Raw genomic sequence first — 16056 nt, forward strand, 5'->3', positions numbered from 1 at the left:
TGTGGTGGGAGGACCTGCTTGCCTAGTGGTCGTCACAACAGGCGCTGCGGGCCTTACCCAACTCAGCGGGGTCGTTCCACCAGTGCCCGGCGGTGCTCGCGTGAACCGGGACGCGGTCCCGGACCCTCCCGGAGGGCGCGGAGGCCACCGGGGCGGGCTGGTCGGTGCTGCCGGCAGACGGGTACGGTGCGAGAAGCCCCTCGACGGTGTGATGCCTACCGCCGACGACAACGGCCGTGACCTTCGCCGCATCCTCGATACGGGACAGCGGATCACCATCAACGATGGCCAGGTCGGCGTACATCCCCTTACCGATCCTGCCCAACGGCTGACCAAGGTAGGCCCCCGACGTACTGGTCGCGGAGATGAGCGCCTCCAACGGCGTCAGGCCGTACTTCACCATGGCCCGCAGGTTCATGTGCAGACTGATCCCGAGGTGATCGATCGGCGCGTCGGTGCCGGCGGTGACCACGCCACCACCACGGATCATGGCCGCGAGCTGCGCAACCTGATTGCTCAGGTTCGTGGTGATCACCCGGACCGCCGCCGGGTCGGCGGTCTGCGCCGTGTTGACCGTTGCCCGAAGCTGCGCCATCCGCCAGTTCGGGTAGAGCCGGCGAACTCGTTCATCGTTGACCAGCGAAGTGTCGTCCCGGTAGAGGACGGTGGAGTTGAACAGGGTGGGGGTCCTGGCCATCTTCGACGCGTTGAACATGGAGATGACGTCCGAGTACGCGGAGCCCACATTCGTGACGGTGCGCGAATAGCCGAACCGGCTGGTGGCGCCGACGTGCTCGGTCTGGTCGCCGCCCATGGCGATCGCCGGGTAGTGGTAGTGCGAGCTGACCGGTTTGCCCTGCCGGTGGGACCAGTCGATGACCTCCTTGTGCCAGATGACCGGCAGTCTCACATAACACTTCAGCAGGTCGTAATCGAGACTGGCGGCCCGGTCGAGTTCGAGCCGCAGTTGCTCGTGCGAGAACGTCGGGCGCATGAAGTTGTAGTAGATGCGCGCCCCGTCGATGGCTTCGCCGGTGCCCAGATAACGCGGTGCGAGCCGGGCGCCGGACTGCACCGACTCGCGCTCCTCGACCATGTGGTACGCGGGCGAGCCGGGCGAGCGCGTCGTGGTGATGCCGAGGGCGAGCCACAGCGGGCCCTGCCGCGATCCGTAGGCGTAGCCCTGCATCTCGCGGTGGTGGTGGATGTCGATCAGGCCGGGCATGACGAACCTGTCGCGGGCGTCGACCAGGGTGCCGGGCCGTCCGTCCCGGTGGGGTTCGACGGCGGCGATGCGCTGACCTCGTACGATGATGTCGACGTCACGGGCGACGGTGGCCGAGACACCGTCCCACATACGCCCGGCATGGACGACGACCTGTTCGGGGCCACGGTCATTGCGCCAGGTCAGCCGAACCGGAATGGTGCGGGTGGGCCCGCCACCGACGCGTACGCTCTTCAGGCGGCCACCGCTCAGATAAAGAAGAGTGGCGGAGTCACCGGCCCAGACGGGCGCGTCGGACACCTCGCGGGTGACCTGGCGGGCGCGGCCGGTGGGCCGCCCGGTCCGATCGACCGGCAGGACCCACAGCAGCGACTCCATGGCGAAGGCGAGCATCGTGCCGTCCGGCGACCAGACCGGGCCGTCATCACCACGGGTCTGCAGGGACCGGTGCGGCGCGGGGTCGACGTAAGTGCCGGCGCCGGTGGCCCTGTCGACGAGCAGGATCTTGGACAGACCCTCACGGTAACGTCGGGAGTACGGCACGACCGCGGCCAGCGCGATCGTCCTGCCGTCCGGCGACCAGGTCGGCCGTCCCGGTTCGAAGGTGGCGTTGAAAACCTTCTGGAGATCACCGGTGGCGACGTCCAGCACCCACAGAGCGCCGTCCTGATCCAGGTAGGCGATCTCCGTCCCGTCAGGTGACCACCGAACCGACAGCGCGGCGGAGTCGGTGAGCCGGGTCAACTGCCGGTCGGTGCCCGTGCCCAGGTCGCGAACCCAGATGTTGAGCGTGCCGGTACGGTCGGTGACGTAGGCCAGTTGCCGCCCGTCCGGGGAGAAATCCGGGTCGGCCTTCCACCACCGGTCACGGAACAGCGGTTCCGGATCGCCACCGATGCGCATCGTATAGATGTCGTTGAGCGCACGAAACGCAACGGTGGACCCGTCCGGCGACACGACCGGGCTACCGATTCCGACAACGGGGAACGACCCGGGCGCATCGAACACACGCGCGCTTTTCTTGTACTTCGGGGTCGTCGTGGTCAACGCGGCCGTAAAGCCAACGGTCCCGGCAGACGGGCCACCGGACGCGCTGGCAGACACGCTGGCGAACGCGCCACCGGGCGTGCTGGCGAACGCGCTGGCAGACGTGCTGGCGAACGCGCTGGCGCCACCGGACGTGCTGGCGGGCGCGCCACCGGACGTGCTAGCGGACGTAGAACCGAGACGGCGGGTCCGGATCCTGCCGGCGGAGGTGTAGAAGTAACGTCCGCCCGGGACGAACCTGGCCCGGAACGGGAAGACCACTTCACCTGTGACGAGGGTGCCCGCGGTGCTCACCAGGTCGTTCGCGCCTGCGTGGAAGAGGTGGTAAGCGAGGTCGGTCCCGTTCGGCAGCCAGGACGGCTGGTGGATGACCTGACCCGCGGGAACCGTGACCACGGTGCTGCGCGCGCCGGTGGCGACATCGAGCACGTCGATCCTGGTGTCAGCGACAACGAACGCGACCTTGGCCCCGTCGGGCGACCAGGCCGGCTCATACTCCTCGCTGGAGGTGTCCGTCAGAACACGGCTCGCTCCGGTGGCGACATCCAGCAGGTGGATCCCGTAACTGCCACCGGCGTCGGACGAGTAGGCGATGGTACGGCCGTCCGGACTGTACCGAGGCTCACGGTGATCAAACGGGCCGGTGGTCAGCCGCGTGATCGCAGACCCGTCGGGCCGAATCGTCCACAAGTTGAAGACACCGTCCCGGTACGACTGGAACACGATGGCGGAGCCGTCCGGGGCCCAGTCGGGCTGAGCGATGTCGTACAGATCGCTGGTGAGCCGCCGAGCGGTGCCACCGGAGGCGGAGCAGACCCAGAGGACACCGAGCAGGTCGAGGGCGAGCCGACGGCCGTCGGGCGAGGGCGCGACAGCAAAGCCGGTCCCGGACGTAACGGAGGTCCTGCCAACGCCCGCCGCAACGGCGACCCTGCCGCCCGCCACATCGGCCACCGCTGGGGAGCCCGTGATGGGGGCGGCCGCCACGGCGAACGCGGCACCAGCACCACCCGCCAGAACCGCCCGGCGGGACAACGATCCGGAATCACGCCTTGACTCAGATCCCTGCATACGCTGTACATACGTCGGTCAAGAAGATCGGTCAAGGGCCCTCCAAGAAGATCGACCGGCACAAACCGTCCGCGAGGGCGATAACGAAGCCGAAGCAAACGACCACCACCACGACACGGACCCGGTCGGCGCACAGCAGCACCTCAACACCAACGGCACGGGGCCCAGTCGGTACACAGCAGCACCGTGGCACCGCGACCCTGCACGCGCCCGACAACACCATCCGCGATACAGCCGACCGGCTGGTCAACGCCGTCCGATGCCCTGGCGGCCGGTGCCCTGCACCAGACGAAGCTGGGCGGGCACCTGAACGACGACGAACATCGTCCACAATGTACGTTTCATGGCCCAGCGGCGGGCCTGGCCGAAGCACTCTCGTATCACCGCCGGTCAGAGGCGAAGTGAGTCACGGGTACCGCTTCCTGCGACGGGCGGCCCTGGTTGCGACAGCGGGCGAACCTATACCGTCCGATCGGACACGTCAGAGCACGGAATCCGCCCGATCGGCACCATACTTCGCTCGCACCAGAGCGGAACGCGACCGGGCCGGGCGCGCCACGCGTACCCCGGTCCAGAAACCCGAACCCGCCCGAGCCCAACCCGGGAACCCCGGCCCAACGCGACCTCGACCCGGGAAACCCGACCCAGCCAGCACAACCCTCGATCCGAGGAACCCGAACCCACCGCAACCTCGATCCGGGAACCCGAACCCACCGAAGTCCCGCCTCTGGAGCCCGACATGCCAGGAAAACGCTGGGCAGCCCCCGTGCTGCTCGCCTTGTCCCTGCCACTTCTCGCCCCCGTGAGCGCACTCACCCAGCCGGCCGCCGCCTCCACGCGGGCAGCCTCCGACGTACCGCTGGAAGAGATCAACGCGACCACCACCCAAGTCGCCTTCGGGTTACGCCGCCCCACCGCCATCGCCGCACCCGACGATGGGACGAACCGGCTCTTCATCACCGAGAAGCGCGGAACCATACGCGTCTACCACCCGGACACCGGCCTCGAACAGACCCCGATCATCGACATCACGGCATCGGTGGACGAATCCGGCAACGAGCGAGGGCTGCTCGGCATCGCCCTCTCCCCCGATTTCGCCACAAGTCAGGACCTGTACCTGGCGTACACCGCACTGCCGGATGGCGCGGTGACCCTGGCCCGGTACCGGCTGGACGACGCGCGCCTCGAACCCCTGCTCTCCCAGGCACACTCCGAGCACAGCAACCACAACGGCGGCCAGATCACCTTCGGCACCGACGGCAACCTGTACATGAGCATCGGCGACGGCGGCGGCGCCGGCGACCCCTTCGACACCGGCCAGCGCCTCGACACCCTGTTGGGCAAGATCCTGCGTGTCGATGTCAGCCGGAGCTGCGGCGCCCTGGCCTACTGCATTCCCAGGGACAACCCGTTCGCCGGCGTCGCGGGGGCGAGGGGCGAAATATGGATGTACGGCGGCCGCAACCCCTGGCGCTTCTCCGTCGACCCCGCGAACGGCTCGATGTGGATCGGCGACGTCGGCCAGGGCAGGTGGGAGGAGATCAACCACCTCCCGACCGGACGGCAGGCCGGCGCGAACCTGGGCTGGTCCTGCTACGAAGGGCTGGAGGTGTTCGACCAGACGCAGTGCCGGTCCGACGCCACGTACACCAAGCCCGTCTTCACCTACTCCCCGCACACCGGCGGCTGCGCGGTCATCGGCGGGCAGGTGTATCGCGGCAAGCAGTACGCCGACCTGGTCGGCGGCACCTACATCGCCACCGACTACTGCTACTCCACCGTGTGGGCGCTGCGCCAGAACGCGTCGGGCGGTTACACGGCGGCCGAGCTCGGCCAGACGCCCACGCAGGTCACCGCGTTCGGCGTCACGCCGGCGGGCGAGCTCTACGTCGTCAACGACCTGCCCGGCAGCCTGCACCGCGTCTCGTTCGAACGGGCGAAGCCGACCTGCCACATCAAGTACACAACGCGGACCTGGGGCACCGGCATGACCGTCGACCTCACCATCACCAACACCGGCACCGCCCCGATCAACGGCTGGACCGCCAGGTTCCCGCTCGCCCGAGGCCAGAGCGTCATCTCGGACTGGAACACCAACCTCACGCAGAGCGGCGACATGGTGATCGCGGCCAACGCCGACCACAACGGCTCCATCGCCCCTGGCGGCAGCGTTACCATGGGTTACCTCGCCAGCCACACGGGCGACGCCTCCCTGCCAAGCCGGATCACCCTCAACAGAGACACCTGCGCCGTCACACGCTGACCGACCATTTGAAAACGACCCTCACCGGGATTCGATCCTGACCGGAGTCCGCCCCTCATTTGGATTCGATTCGACCCAGCGGGTCAGGCATGGCCTTCCGCTCAATGTCGAGTGCATCACGAAGGTAGGCCCAAGTGAGACCCTGAAATCAGGGCGACCCGTTCAGCGTTCCCATCCGTTATCTCCTTGACCTCATAGCCCGGGATTCACCAAGCGAATGCTCCGCCCGTACAAGGTCAGCAGGCTCTTGCTTCCCGGGCTCAGCAGGTACGGGTCAGCGGACCAGTCCGGCCCTCGCGCCGTCAGGACGGACTGGTCCCGATCCCCCGCCACGACAAGAGCCGGAGTGGCCATGTCCGCAAAGCTCGGATCCAGAAAGGGAAAGTGCTCAGCCGCGAACGGCGTCAGATCGGCTCCACCTCGCCCGGCCGTGGCAAGCGGCACAGCGCATCGGACATGTTCTCTCCCTGACCTGCCGGTTCCAGTATGCGCAACCCCAAGAGACTGCCGGTTGTCTGACCGCCGAAGGGGTGCCCGGCCGCGGCAATGCGACTTCGATCAAGCCGCCCACCGAGCCCGGCCCGAGCGGATGAACACGGCGAACGACAGCAACCCAGGCGCGGAGCATCCACCCAACCCGAGCGAGCCGACACGATGAACGACACCAATCGAGCCGCAAGGCGTCCGCCTCAACCCAAGCGGGCAGACCCGGCGGACAACAACCAGCGGGGCGCGGGGCGTACAACCCGGCCCAAGCGGGCGGACGCGCGACGCAACGAGGAGACCCTGCTCAACGCGGCCGCCACGATCTTCGTCACGTCAGGGGTGGAAGCCCCGATCCGCGACATCGCGACCAAGGCCGGCGTCGGGACGGCCACGATCTACCGCCACTTCCCAACGCGAGCGGACCTCATCATCGCCGTCTACCGGCACCAGGTCGAGGCCCTCGCCGAAGCAGGCCCCGCCCTGCTGGCGGCCAGCTCGACTCCGCACGCGGCGCTCGGGCGATGGATCGACCTCTTCGTCGATTTCCTGGTCACCAAACACGGACTCGCCGCCGTACTGCAGTCCGACGACCCCTGCTTCGACCCCCTGCACTCCTACTTCCTCGACCGCCTCGAGCCCGTGTGCGCCCAACTCCTCAACGCCGCAGCCGAAGCGGGCGAAATCCACACCGGCCTGGACCCCTACGAACTCATGCGCGGCGTCGGAGGTCTATGCGCGGGCGCCGGCAACAGTCCCCGGTACGACGCACGCCGACTGGTGGAACTGCTCATCGCAGGACTACGCCGACCGCAGTAGGGCACCGGCCAGGCAACCGCCCCAGGCCGACCCCACCGCCATCGCACCATCCGCAACCCGCCGTCATGCCGTAACCGCCACCATCACCACGGCTCACCACCATCACCATGCGCCCCTGCCCGCCATCACCACGGCTCACCACCGCCACCATGCGCCCCTGCCCGCCATCATGACGCCGCACCGTCACGCGCCACTTCCCTCCACACGCCACTTCCCTCCACGCGCCGCGGCCGCCGCCCATCACACCGCTCCACCCACCACCCAAGACGCTCCGCCGGCACCATCGCCATCGTCACGCGCCACACTCACCGCGCGCCGCTGCCCGCCCCGTCGCGTCTGTCACCATGATCTGGCCACCGTCACGGCCGCAACCGCCACCCCTCGCCACCACGGCCCGCCCCGTCACCACCACTACCGGCGCCGCCATGCGCCGCTAACCGTCGTCGTACCGCCGCGCGTCTTCACCCCGCCGGTGTCACCGCCGTCAGCGCTGGGAACGGCTGCTCTGGTGCCCGCCTTCCTAGGGTCCCTGCAATCGGTCAGCAGACGCCAGGGAGCTTGCAGACCTTGGCGGCCATCCTTCTGGCGTCCTTGGTCAGCTTGCCGGGGTTGTACATGCCCTCGTCGGTCGTGTAGATCATCAGTGCGCTGCCCTTGCGCGCGACGATGCCGGTGACCGTCTGGTACGTGTGGCCGTCCTGCCAGGTCTGATAGCCCATGCCGACGGCTTCGTCCCCTACCTTGGCCTTGTTCATACGCCACCGGATCTCAAGGTCGGGCGCCGACGGATCTCCCTTGCGCGCGCACCGCTTGACCTCGGCGCGCAGCCGGGTGAGCGCGGAATGGGCGGCACGGGGGCTCTTGTAGATGATGAGCTGTTCGGAGGAGCCGCTGGGGGCGCTGGTCCACCGCGTGATCGTGCGGGCCGCCACTCGGCCGCCATCGACGGCGCGCCGGTTGTCGCACGGGTCCAGGTCCAGCGGCTTGGTGAGCTTGTCGCTGATTTGGTAGCCCTGCTCCTCCGCCAGATGGGGGGCTAGCTTCTTGCGCGCGGCGGGTTCGGTGAGCAGGAAGTTCTTCGGGATCTCGGTCACCGTCACCGGGGAAAGGGCCAGCACCAAGGAAAGCGTCGCGATCATCATGCTGCGTTGGATGCCGGACAAAGCGAATTGGTTACCGGAGATGAGATCTCCGCTTTGGTGTTAGCGTCAAAGAAGAGTCCACAGCACGAAGTTGCCGGCCTACAGGCTCGGCTGGATGCCGCGTCCCGCTTCGGAGAGCGTGGTCGGCTGTTGTCAGAACCTCATCGACCACGGGGGACTCTGAGTCCGGGGTCTGGAATGAGAAGATCGGTCGGTGAAGGACAGCGCCGCGGCCAGGAGTACGCGTAAGGATTCGCTGCGCAACCGGGAGCTTCTGATCACGGCCGCGCGGCAGGTCTTCGCCGAACGGGGCTTCAGCGCCACCCTTGATGACATCGCTCGGCATGCGGGGCTTGGAACCGGGACGGCGTACCGGAACTTTCCCAACAAGCAGGCGCTCGCGGCTGAGGTGCTCAGCGAGGCGACCGAGCGGATCCTCGCCGATGCGAGGGCCGCGCTTGAGGTTGAGGATCCGTGGGCGGGCCTTGTCGTGTTCTTCGAGCGGGCCGCCGCACGCCAGGCTGCTGATCGCGGGCTTTATGAGAGTCTCTCCGGTCGGGGCGACCACGAAGAGCAGGCGCGTATCTGGCCTGAGATCGTTGCTGCGGTCACCGAGTTGTACGAGCGCGCCCATCGCGCCGGGGTGATTCGCGCTGATGCCGCTGCCCAGGACATCGCCGCGATCTTTGCCCTCCTTGGGCCCGCCTTCGAGATGAGTCGCGCGACCAGTCCCGAACTTTGGCGACGGTATCTCGCCCTCATTCTCGACGGTTTCCGGGCAACTGAGCGGCCGGCGCTGCCCGTACCACCGCCGCCGGCCGACGCGCTCAACGCCATCTTGCGGGCGGGCAAGCGGACTTCCTAACCGAGGCCCGAGGTGCGCGGTCGCCCGGTCCTCGTCGCAGCATTCGTAGGGTGTCGGTTCGAACCGGCCGAGGGCTTCTGTTCTGTACGTGTTCGCCATGGGCCCGCGTAGCCGCGATCGATGCCTGCCGGCTTTGGCGCCGGCTTCCGTGCTGGGCGAAGGGTTGTCCAGGTCAAGGACACCTGGCGCCGTTAATCGAGGATCGCTGCGAGGATCTGGCCGAAGATCGGGGTGAACTGGGTGGCCGTTGAGGTGTCGGCGTTGACCCAGTAGATGTTGATTGCCCGATCCCCGGTGCCGGTCAGGCCTTCCACGACCGAACCGTTCCTGTCGCAGACCTTCGACCCGGACGAATCCCGGACGTTGCCGCCGTTCTCGGTGCAGGTGTCGGTGAAGGTCTTTCTGATGGTGGCGGCGTCCGCGCCCTCGACCAGGTCGACCCGCATTGTCAGTGGATCGGAGCCTTCCTGCGGGGCGTCGGCCGCCGTGTAGAGGCAGATCGTCGCCTTGATCGACTCTGCCGTCTCCAGCGGGTGCTCATCGCGTCTCTCCGTCAGTTCCCATCGCAAGGAGGTGGCTTCAGCGAGGGCCTGCGGGGTGAGCGGGCACCCGTCCGACACCGCTCGCGGCTGGTCAGTGGATGGCCCGACGGCCTGCTCGGTAGTCGGCTCGGTGGCCAGCCCAGTGGACGGCCCAGTGGACGGCCCAGTGGACGGCCCAGTGGACGGCCCAGCGGACGGTGATCCGCAACCGATGAGCAGGGCCGTGGCCAGGGCCAGGGTGAGGGCGGGGATGGGCGGTCGGGTGGTCATTTCCTCATCGCCGCCCTTCAACGCCAACCGACACCAGGCGATCCGGCGCAGGCTCGCCCCGGTCGAGGCCTTGGGCGGTGATCAGGCAGGCGAACGCCGCCAAAGCCAGCACCGTTCGAACGAGGTGCAGGTTGAACCACCGTTGACGGCTCTCCTCCCAGTCGGCGGGCAGGTGGTCGGGGTTCCAGGTGTCCGCGATCCGGTTGAGCGGTTCCATGCCCGCCAGAGTGAGGGCGACCGTGAGGACCACCAGGATCAGGGCGACCAGGCTGAAGCCGAAGACGAGCCAGCCGCGACGCCACGACAGGACCGACACGGCGACCAGCGTCACGATGGCGGCCAGCAGCAGTGGTGGCATGGCGCGGCCGTAATCCACATTGAGCGCCTGCCAGTACCTGACGTACGCGGGTCCCGGCATCCGGCCCACGGACGGGGCGAGCACCGCGAAGAGGACACCGCCCGCGTACAGGCCGACCAGCAGCAACGCGACCATCCTGGACGCGGCGAAAACCACGGACACCACGCTCCCTCCCCCAAACGTCAAATTCACTGGAATCAGACTATTTCATTAGAGGTATATCTAGTCAATATGCTCGACAGCAAGCCGAATACCGGCCGAAAAGATGATTTGAGCAGTGCCGAAAACCGGCAAGCTGCTACACATGCCTCCCCCGACACCGACACCGACACCGACACTGCCGCCAAGACCAGCACCACCGCGCATCCAGGCGCTGGACGCAGTGCGCGGGTTCGCGCTCGGCGGCATTCTCGTCGTCAACATCACCCAGCTCGCCCACATGTACGACTTCCACGCCAACACGGCCGGCCTGATCGTCGACATAGGCTTCCGCCAGCGCTTCTTCCCGATCTTCTCGTTCCTGTTCGGCATCGGGTTCGCGATCTTCCTCGAGTCCGCCCATCAACGGAACAAACGCCCGAGGCCGGCGCTGCTGCGAAGGCTGCTCATCCTGGCCGCCTTCGGGTTCCTGCACCACCAGGCGCAACCGGGCGAGGCGCTGCTCCCCTACGCCATATTCGGGACACTGTTCCTGCTACCGGCCTCCTACGTACCGCGCGCCATGGTGCTCGGGTTCGGCGTCGTCGGCACGGTGGGCGCGCTGGCGGTGACCGGAGGCGGGACGCTCATGATCCCGGGGCTGTTCCTGCTCGGCATGGCCGCCGCCCGCTTCGGGCTGGTGCGCGACATGGAACGGCGTCCCGGAATGCTCGCCGGGCTCCTGGTGACCGGGCTGGCGCTCGCCGTACCCCTGACGCTGTGGTACCTGAACGTGCCGCTCCAGGACCGCACCTTCGGGTACGGCGCGCCGATCGCCGCGGTCGCGGGACTGTCCGCCGCCACGGCCTACATCGGCGGCCTGCTGCTGGTGCTGCGGACCCGCGCCGGAGCGGCCGTCTCCCGGGCGCTGGCCCCCCTCGGACGGATGGCCCTGACGAACTACGTGATCGCCACCCCGCTCATCCTGCTGACCCTGGGACCTCTGGGGCTGACGGAGTCGACCTCGTACGGCCTGGTCTTCCCGCTCGCCGCCGCGATCATCGTCGCGCAGGCCGCGTTCAGCGCGTGGTGGCTGGGCCGGTTCCGGTACGGGCCCCTCGAATGGGTGTGGCGGTGCGGCACCTGGTGGCGGATCATGCCGATCAGGAAAGTTCAGGAGCCCCGCACCGGATGAGTGGTGCTTTCCTGAATGGGAATTCCGGGCCCTAGGAGCTGATCCAGATTAGAAGCCAGAGTGGGGTCATGCAGGTTCGAGACGCTCACGGTCTTGACCACGCGGTACGACTTTCCGAAACGCATATGAAGCGGCGTCAGCCGATTCTCGGCGCCATCACCCCAGTGTGAAATGCCGATGTCCATCACCTGGGCGATGTCCACGGTGAAAGTGGAAGTCGAGTTGGTCAGGCGAACTTCGGACCGGGTGAACTCCGCACGGTCCACCGCGAGCCGGCCGAGAGAACGGCCGGCCATCATGCCGAGAACGAAGACCGCCGCCCACGCCGCGACGCCCCACCACCACGTCAGCCCCAGACCGAAGAAGAGAACCAGCGCCACCAAACCGCCGGCGAACATTCCCCAGGCGCAGCCGCAGCCGCGCGCCCATGGCGAAACGGCCGGGAACGAGCCTTGGGCCCAGGTCAGCGAGTCCATCGCCCAGCTCGGTGGCACTGACAGGGGGTGGCGATCACCATGTCGTCACGGTAACCGCCACCCCCGGGAGGGGTTCCCGCCGAAGCGTCAGCACCTCACCTGCACGTTGATCCGGACCGGAACGGTCTGGGTGACCACGCCGTCCGAGGCCCACACTTCCGCGATGTACACCCCGACCGGAGCCGGCGCTATGGAGATATGGACGAAGCCGATGATGACCGAACCGTAATTCGATCCGGGCGGGATCACGCTGCCGCCCAAACTGCTCGAACCGGGCGGCATCTTCTGTATTCCGGTCCGGATGGTCGTCGTCCAGCTTCCGAATACCGGTGCCACGAAGTACGTGTTGGGATGGCCGAAGTCGGACGTGACGCACATCCGTTGCTCGACATCGCGCAGCTCCCACGTCGTCGCCGCGGCCGGCGTGGGTAAGACGCCGACCAGCACCAAAGCCAGTCCGAGCAGCAGCCCGGCGGCGCGCTGGAGGGTCGATTTCATGAATGCCTCCCGAATCCCGGACGTTGATTTTTGGGCGTCCCGGCGTGATTGTCGACGCTCTCGATCTCGGCGAGAAGGCGGCTTTCCACGTGGCGGCAAACCGCGAAATTCAGCGGCGCCGGATCCGGCCGTCACGGGCGGCCCGCCGCAGCAGGAGAACGGTGGGAACCAGGCAGACCAGCAGGGCGAACAGGCTCGCCTCGGGCCCGAACGTGCCACCGGTCAGCACGGACGGACCGGACAATGTGGCGTTCAGCAGGCCGTGGGGCGGCACGTCCGACCCGGAGAGCACGACGCCGAAGATGCCGGCATGGGTGAAGTTCCAGGCGAAGTGCACGCCGATCGGCAACCAGAGCGAGCGGGTCGCGACGTACGCGGCGGCCAGCATGGTCCCGCCCGTCAACGCGAGCGAGAGCGTGCCCCACACCGTGGCGTTGGCGTTGACCAGGTGCGTCGCGCCGAACAGCGCCGATGACACGACCAGGGCGATCACCGTGCCGGTACGTTCCTCCATGATGCGGAACAGCACCCCGCGAAACAGGAGTTCTTCGGCGACCGCGACACTCATCATCATGCCGGCCGTACCGACGAACCCGCCGAAGGAGCCCCAGGACAGGCTCCGCAGGCCGCCGAACATCGCGATCAGCAGCATCAACGTGGCGAACAGGCCGAACCCGAGCAGCGCCCCGCGCCACATCCGAGGCCACGCCTGGTCGAGTTCGGGGATCTCGGTACGGAGTTCGACGGTTCGCGACAGCCACCGGTAGCAGGCCACGGTGGCGACGGCCAGGCCGATCCCCACGGGCAGCGCGAGAACCGGGACAGGGGAAACGAGCTGGTTGATCCCGACGGCCACCACCATCACACCGAACATCGCGACCAGCAGCACGGGAAACCGGAACGTGCGCAACCGGCGTCGCCTGGCGGAGAGCTGGTGGTCCGTGGGCGCAGTCATGATGGGTCCTTCCGATGGGATGGTCTTCTGCGGCACCAAGGAGATTAGGGAGCGGGCCGAGCCATGCCATCCCACTGGAACGGACATCCTGGGTAGCTCTCACGGGGGATGGAAACCGTCCTCTTTCTGGTGATTCGTCACCCCTCGCCGCACTCATAACGTTGCCCCTGCGGCCGACACCATCCACGGAGGGCGACCATGAACACCGAACACCCGCCCGGCCCGTCGTTAGGCTTGGCCGATGTTCGCCCGTTCTGTCCGCTCCTGGCCGGGCTCATGGCGCACCCACTCCGCTTTCGCCAAGGACAGCGCGCTCGCGGCGGTGCTCACGCTGCTGGCGTTCGTACCGGCGCTGTCCGCCGTGTCGGCGGAGCTCAGCGACCTGCCCGAGCGCCCGCTCGACGCACTGGCGGTGGCACTGACCTTGGCACAGTCCGCACCGCTGGCCGTGCGCAGCCGATGGCCCGCGGCCTGCCTGGCGATCGTCGGCAGCGCCTTCGCGGCTCATCAGGCGCTGTCCTATCCGATGACGCTCGCCAGCATCGGGCTCTATTTGGCGGTGTACGCGGCCGGTGCCCATCAGGTCCGGTTCCGCCCCGCTGTCGCCGCGGTGTCGACCGTGGGCTATGTCGTCCTGGTGATCATTCTGTACGGCCTGGGGTCGCCCGTTTCGCTCCAGAACTTCTTCACGTTCTACCTGACATTGGTGGTGATCTGGATGGCTGGCGTGGGGATGCGCCGGTGGCGGGCGGAGGAGGCCGAGCGGCGGCGGCTCAGCGCGGACGTGGCCAGGGCCGCCGAACGGGCACGCATCGCCCGCGAACTGCATGACGTGGTCACACATCATGTGACGGCCATGGTGGTCCAGGCCGACGCGGCCCAGTTCGTGGTCGGGACGGCGCCGGACCGCGCCGGGACCGGGCTCGCCGCCATTAGCGACACCGGCCGGCGGGCGCTGACGGAGCTGCGGCACCTGCTCGGCGTGCTGGAGGCCACCGGCGAATCCACCCCCGCGGGCCGTACGCCGACGCTGGGCAGGATCGCCGACCTGGTCGAGCAGGCCCGCCTGTCCGGCCTGCCCGTCGTGCTGACCGAGCACGGCGAGCAGCGGCCGCAGGCGGTGGACGTGGAGCTGGCCGCCTACCGGGTGGTCCAGGAGGCGCTCACCAACGCGATGAAACACGCGACGGGACGGCGCACGACGGTCACGGTGCACCACCACGCCGACCACATCACCATCGAAGTGATCAACGACGGGCTCGTAGCACCGTCCGGAGAGGTGACCGGCGACAGGCCCGTCTTACCGTCGAGCGGGCGTGGCCTGGACGGGCTGTGTCAGCGGCTGCGCATGCTCGACGGCGAACTGGTCGCCACGAGCCGGCCCGACGGCGGGTTCAGCGTCCGCGCCGTGATCCCCTCCAGGAGCGACACATGACCGGCAACACCACCCCGATCAAGGTTCTCATCTGCGAGGACCAGGAGCTGGTGCGGACCGGCTACCTCACCATCTTCTCCGCCCAGCCCGACATGGACGTGGTCGGGGAGGCCGCGGACGGCCGCGCGGCGGTCGAAGAGGCGCGGCGGCTGCGCCCGGACGTGGTCGTGATGGACATCCGGATGCCCATCCTGGACGGCATCGAGGCCACCCGCCAACTGGCCGGCCCCGGCGCGGAAGCACCGGCGAAGGTGCTGGTCGTGACGACGTTCAACGTCGACGAGTACGTCTACGAAGCGCTCAAGGCCGGGGCCGGCGGCTTCCTGCTCAAGGACGCGCCACCGGCGGAGCTGGTCAACGGCGTGCGTACCATCGCCCGCGGCGACTCCCTGCTGGCCCCCGCCGTCACCCGCACCCTCATCGGCCGTTTCGCCGACCGCCTCCGCCCCTCCGACAGGCCGGCCAGGGAGAAGGTCGTACGGGCGCTGACCCCCCGCGAGCTGGAGGTGCTCGAACAGATCGCCGCCGGCCTGTCGAACGTGGAGATCGCCGCGAAGCTGTTCATCACCACCGAGACCGTCAAAACCTACGTGTCACGCATCCTCACGAAGCTCCACCTGCGGGACCGCGTCCAGGCGGTCGTCCTCGCCTACCAAGTGGGACTCGTCTCCGGTACGGGCTGAGCGCAGGGCATCCAGCAACAGTCTGGTCATCCGGCCCGGCGGGCGGTCCTGGGCGTGCCGTTCCATCGCCAGCGCTCCGGAGACCACGGACCGCAGGTCGGCCGGGCGCAGATCGGCGCGGACGGTGCCCGCCCGCTGGGCCTTGGCCATGAGGACGGCCATGGCGTCCCAGATGTCCTGCTTGGTGCGGACCGAGACGTCGGGCGGTGACCCCGATGCCTCCAAGGCGTCGCAGATCGCCTTGTTGAACATCGCCTGGTCGACGATCCGCGCGAGGAAGGCGAAGAACGCCTCTCCGGGATCCTGGGTTTCGGCCGGCGTGCGGGCGTCCTCGGCGAGTTGCCGGAGCCTGTCCTGGATCACCGTCTCGAACAGCGCCTCTTTGGTGGGGAAATGCCGGTAAACGGTGCCCGCTCCGACGTCCGCGCGGCGGGCGATCTCGTCGAGGGGCACCGCGAGGCCTTCGGCGGCGAAGGCGGCCTGTGCGGCTTCGAGGATGCGGGCGCGGTTGCGGCGGGCGTCCGCGCGCAGCGGCTTCGGGTCGGTCATGAACGGCTTCCTGATCTACTGGACAAGCGGGGCGCGCGTTCC

14 protein-coding genes are annotated in these 16056 nt (G+C 68.1%); 6 read left to right on the forward strand and 8 right to left on the reverse strand.

Annotated elements, in window-relative coordinates; all coding sequences use genetic code 11:
* Positions 1-22: 22 nt before the first annotated feature.
* Positions 23-3307 carry an amidohydrolase family protein gene (locus tag C4V41_RS33600; RefSeq protein WP_200824415.1) on the reverse strand — a complete coding sequence of 1095 codons (3285 nt, stop codon included), beginning with the start codon at positions 3305-3307 and terminating at the stop codon, positions 23-25.
* A gap of 775 nt (positions 3308-4082) precedes the next feature.
* On the opposite strand from C4V41_RS33600, the gene C4V41_RS33605 reads away from it, so the two are divergent.
* Both C4V41_RS33605 and C4V41_RS33615 read left to right on the forward strand, forming a co-directional pair.
* A complete protein-coding gene (locus C4V41_RS33605) occupies positions 4083-5606 on the forward strand; it encodes a PQQ-dependent sugar dehydrogenase (protein WP_103960009.1) in 1524 nt (507 codons plus the stop codon).
* A gap of 654 nt (positions 5607-6260) precedes the next feature.
* Positions 6261-6908 (forward strand): TetR/AcrR family transcriptional regulator, encoded by a 648-nt coding sequence (locus tag C4V41_RS33615; protein ID WP_103960010.1) that lies wholly within the window; start codon positions 6261-6263, stop codon positions 6906-6908.
* A 539-nt stretch (positions 6909-7447) separates the two neighbouring features.
* Here the strand turns inward: C4V41_RS33615 and C4V41_RS33620 are convergent.
* Positions 7448-8050 carry a hypothetical protein gene (locus C4V41_RS33620; protein WP_146103891.1) on the reverse strand — a complete coding sequence of 201 codons (603 nt, stop codon included), beginning with the start codon at positions 8048-8050 and terminating at the stop codon, positions 7448-7450.
* A 214-nt stretch (positions 8051-8264) separates the two neighbouring features.
* On the opposite strand from C4V41_RS33620, the gene C4V41_RS33625 reads away from it, so the two are divergent.
* The gene (locus C4V41_RS33625; protein ID WP_103960012.1) at positions 8265-8915 is read left to right on the forward strand and encodes a TetR/AcrR family transcriptional regulator; all 651 of its coding nucleotides are present in this window, start codon (positions 8265-8267) and stop codon (positions 8913-8915) included.
* 191 nt (positions 8916-9106) lie between these two features.
* Here the strand turns inward: C4V41_RS33625 and C4V41_RS64525 are convergent, their stop codons facing one another.
* Together C4V41_RS64525 and C4V41_RS33640 are read right to left on the reverse strand one after the other, a co-directional pair.
* On the reverse strand, positions 9107-9361 hold the full coding sequence (locus C4V41_RS64525) for a hypothetical protein (RefSeq protein ID WP_103960013.1): 255 nt from the start codon (positions 9359-9361) through the stop codon (positions 9107-9109).
* A 370-nt stretch (positions 9362-9731) separates the two neighbouring features.
* Positions 9732-10250, reverse strand: a complete 519-nt coding sequence (locus tag C4V41_RS33640) for a DUF1772 domain-containing protein (protein WP_235030532.1) — start codon at positions 10248-10250, stop codon at positions 9732-9734.
* Positions 10251-10467: 217 nt separating this feature from the next.
* Between C4V41_RS33640 and C4V41_RS33645 the strand changes: the two genes are divergently transcribed.
* Positions 10468-11418: a DUF418 domain-containing protein gene (locus tag C4V41_RS33645; RefSeq protein WP_235030533.1), complete on the forward strand. Its 951-nt coding sequence runs from the start codon at positions 10468-10470 to the stop codon at positions 11416-11418.
* On the opposite strand, the gene C4V41_RS33650 is transcribed toward C4V41_RS33645, so the two are convergent.
* The 3 genes from C4V41_RS33650 to C4V41_RS33660 form a co-directional block, all read right to left on the reverse strand.
* The gene (locus tag C4V41_RS33650) at positions 11397-11894 is read right to left on the reverse strand and encodes a hypothetical protein (protein WP_103960015.1); all 498 of its coding nucleotides are present in this window, start codon (positions 11892-11894) and stop codon (positions 11397-11399) included. The two genes, C4V41_RS33645 and C4V41_RS33650, sit on opposite strands and share 22 nt — an antisense overlap.
* An 87-nt stretch (positions 11895-11981) precedes the next feature.
* Positions 11982-12392, reverse strand: coding sequence for a DUF5980 family protein (locus C4V41_RS33655; protein ID WP_103960016.1), 411 nt, complete (start codon positions 12390-12392; stop codon positions 11982-11984).
* A 109-nt stretch (positions 12393-12501) separates the two neighbouring features.
* On the reverse strand, positions 12502-13347 hold the full coding sequence (locus C4V41_RS33660) for a CPBP family intramembrane glutamic endopeptidase (RefSeq protein ID WP_103960017.1): 846 nt from the start codon (positions 13345-13347) through the stop codon (positions 12502-12504).
* 241 nt (positions 13348-13588) lie between these two features.
* On the opposite strand from C4V41_RS33660, the gene C4V41_RS33665 reads away from it, so the two are divergent.
* A complete protein-coding gene (locus C4V41_RS33665; RefSeq protein ID WP_103960018.1) occupies positions 13589-14782 on the forward strand; it encodes a sensor histidine kinase in 1194 nt (397 codons plus the stop codon).
* A complete protein-coding gene (locus tag C4V41_RS33670) occupies positions 14779-15465 on the forward strand; it encodes a response regulator (RefSeq protein ID WP_103960019.1) in 687 nt (228 codons plus the stop codon). Before C4V41_RS33665 ends, C4V41_RS33670 begins: the two co-directional genes overlap by 4 nt.
* Here the strand turns inward: C4V41_RS33670 and C4V41_RS33675 are convergent.
* On the reverse strand, positions 15376-16014 hold the full coding sequence (locus C4V41_RS33675) for a TetR/AcrR family transcriptional regulator (RefSeq protein WP_103960020.1): 639 nt from the start codon (positions 16012-16014) through the stop codon (positions 15376-15378). The two genes, C4V41_RS33670 and C4V41_RS33675, sit on opposite strands and share 90 nt — an antisense overlap.
* Between the last annotated feature and the right edge of the window lie 42 nt (positions 16015-16056).

Origin of the sequence: Nonomuraea solani, from assembly GCF_900108335.1 — a bacterium.
Taxonomy (GTDB): Bacteria; Actinomycetota; Actinomycetes; order Streptosporangiales; family Streptosporangiaceae; genus Nonomuraea; species Nonomuraea solani.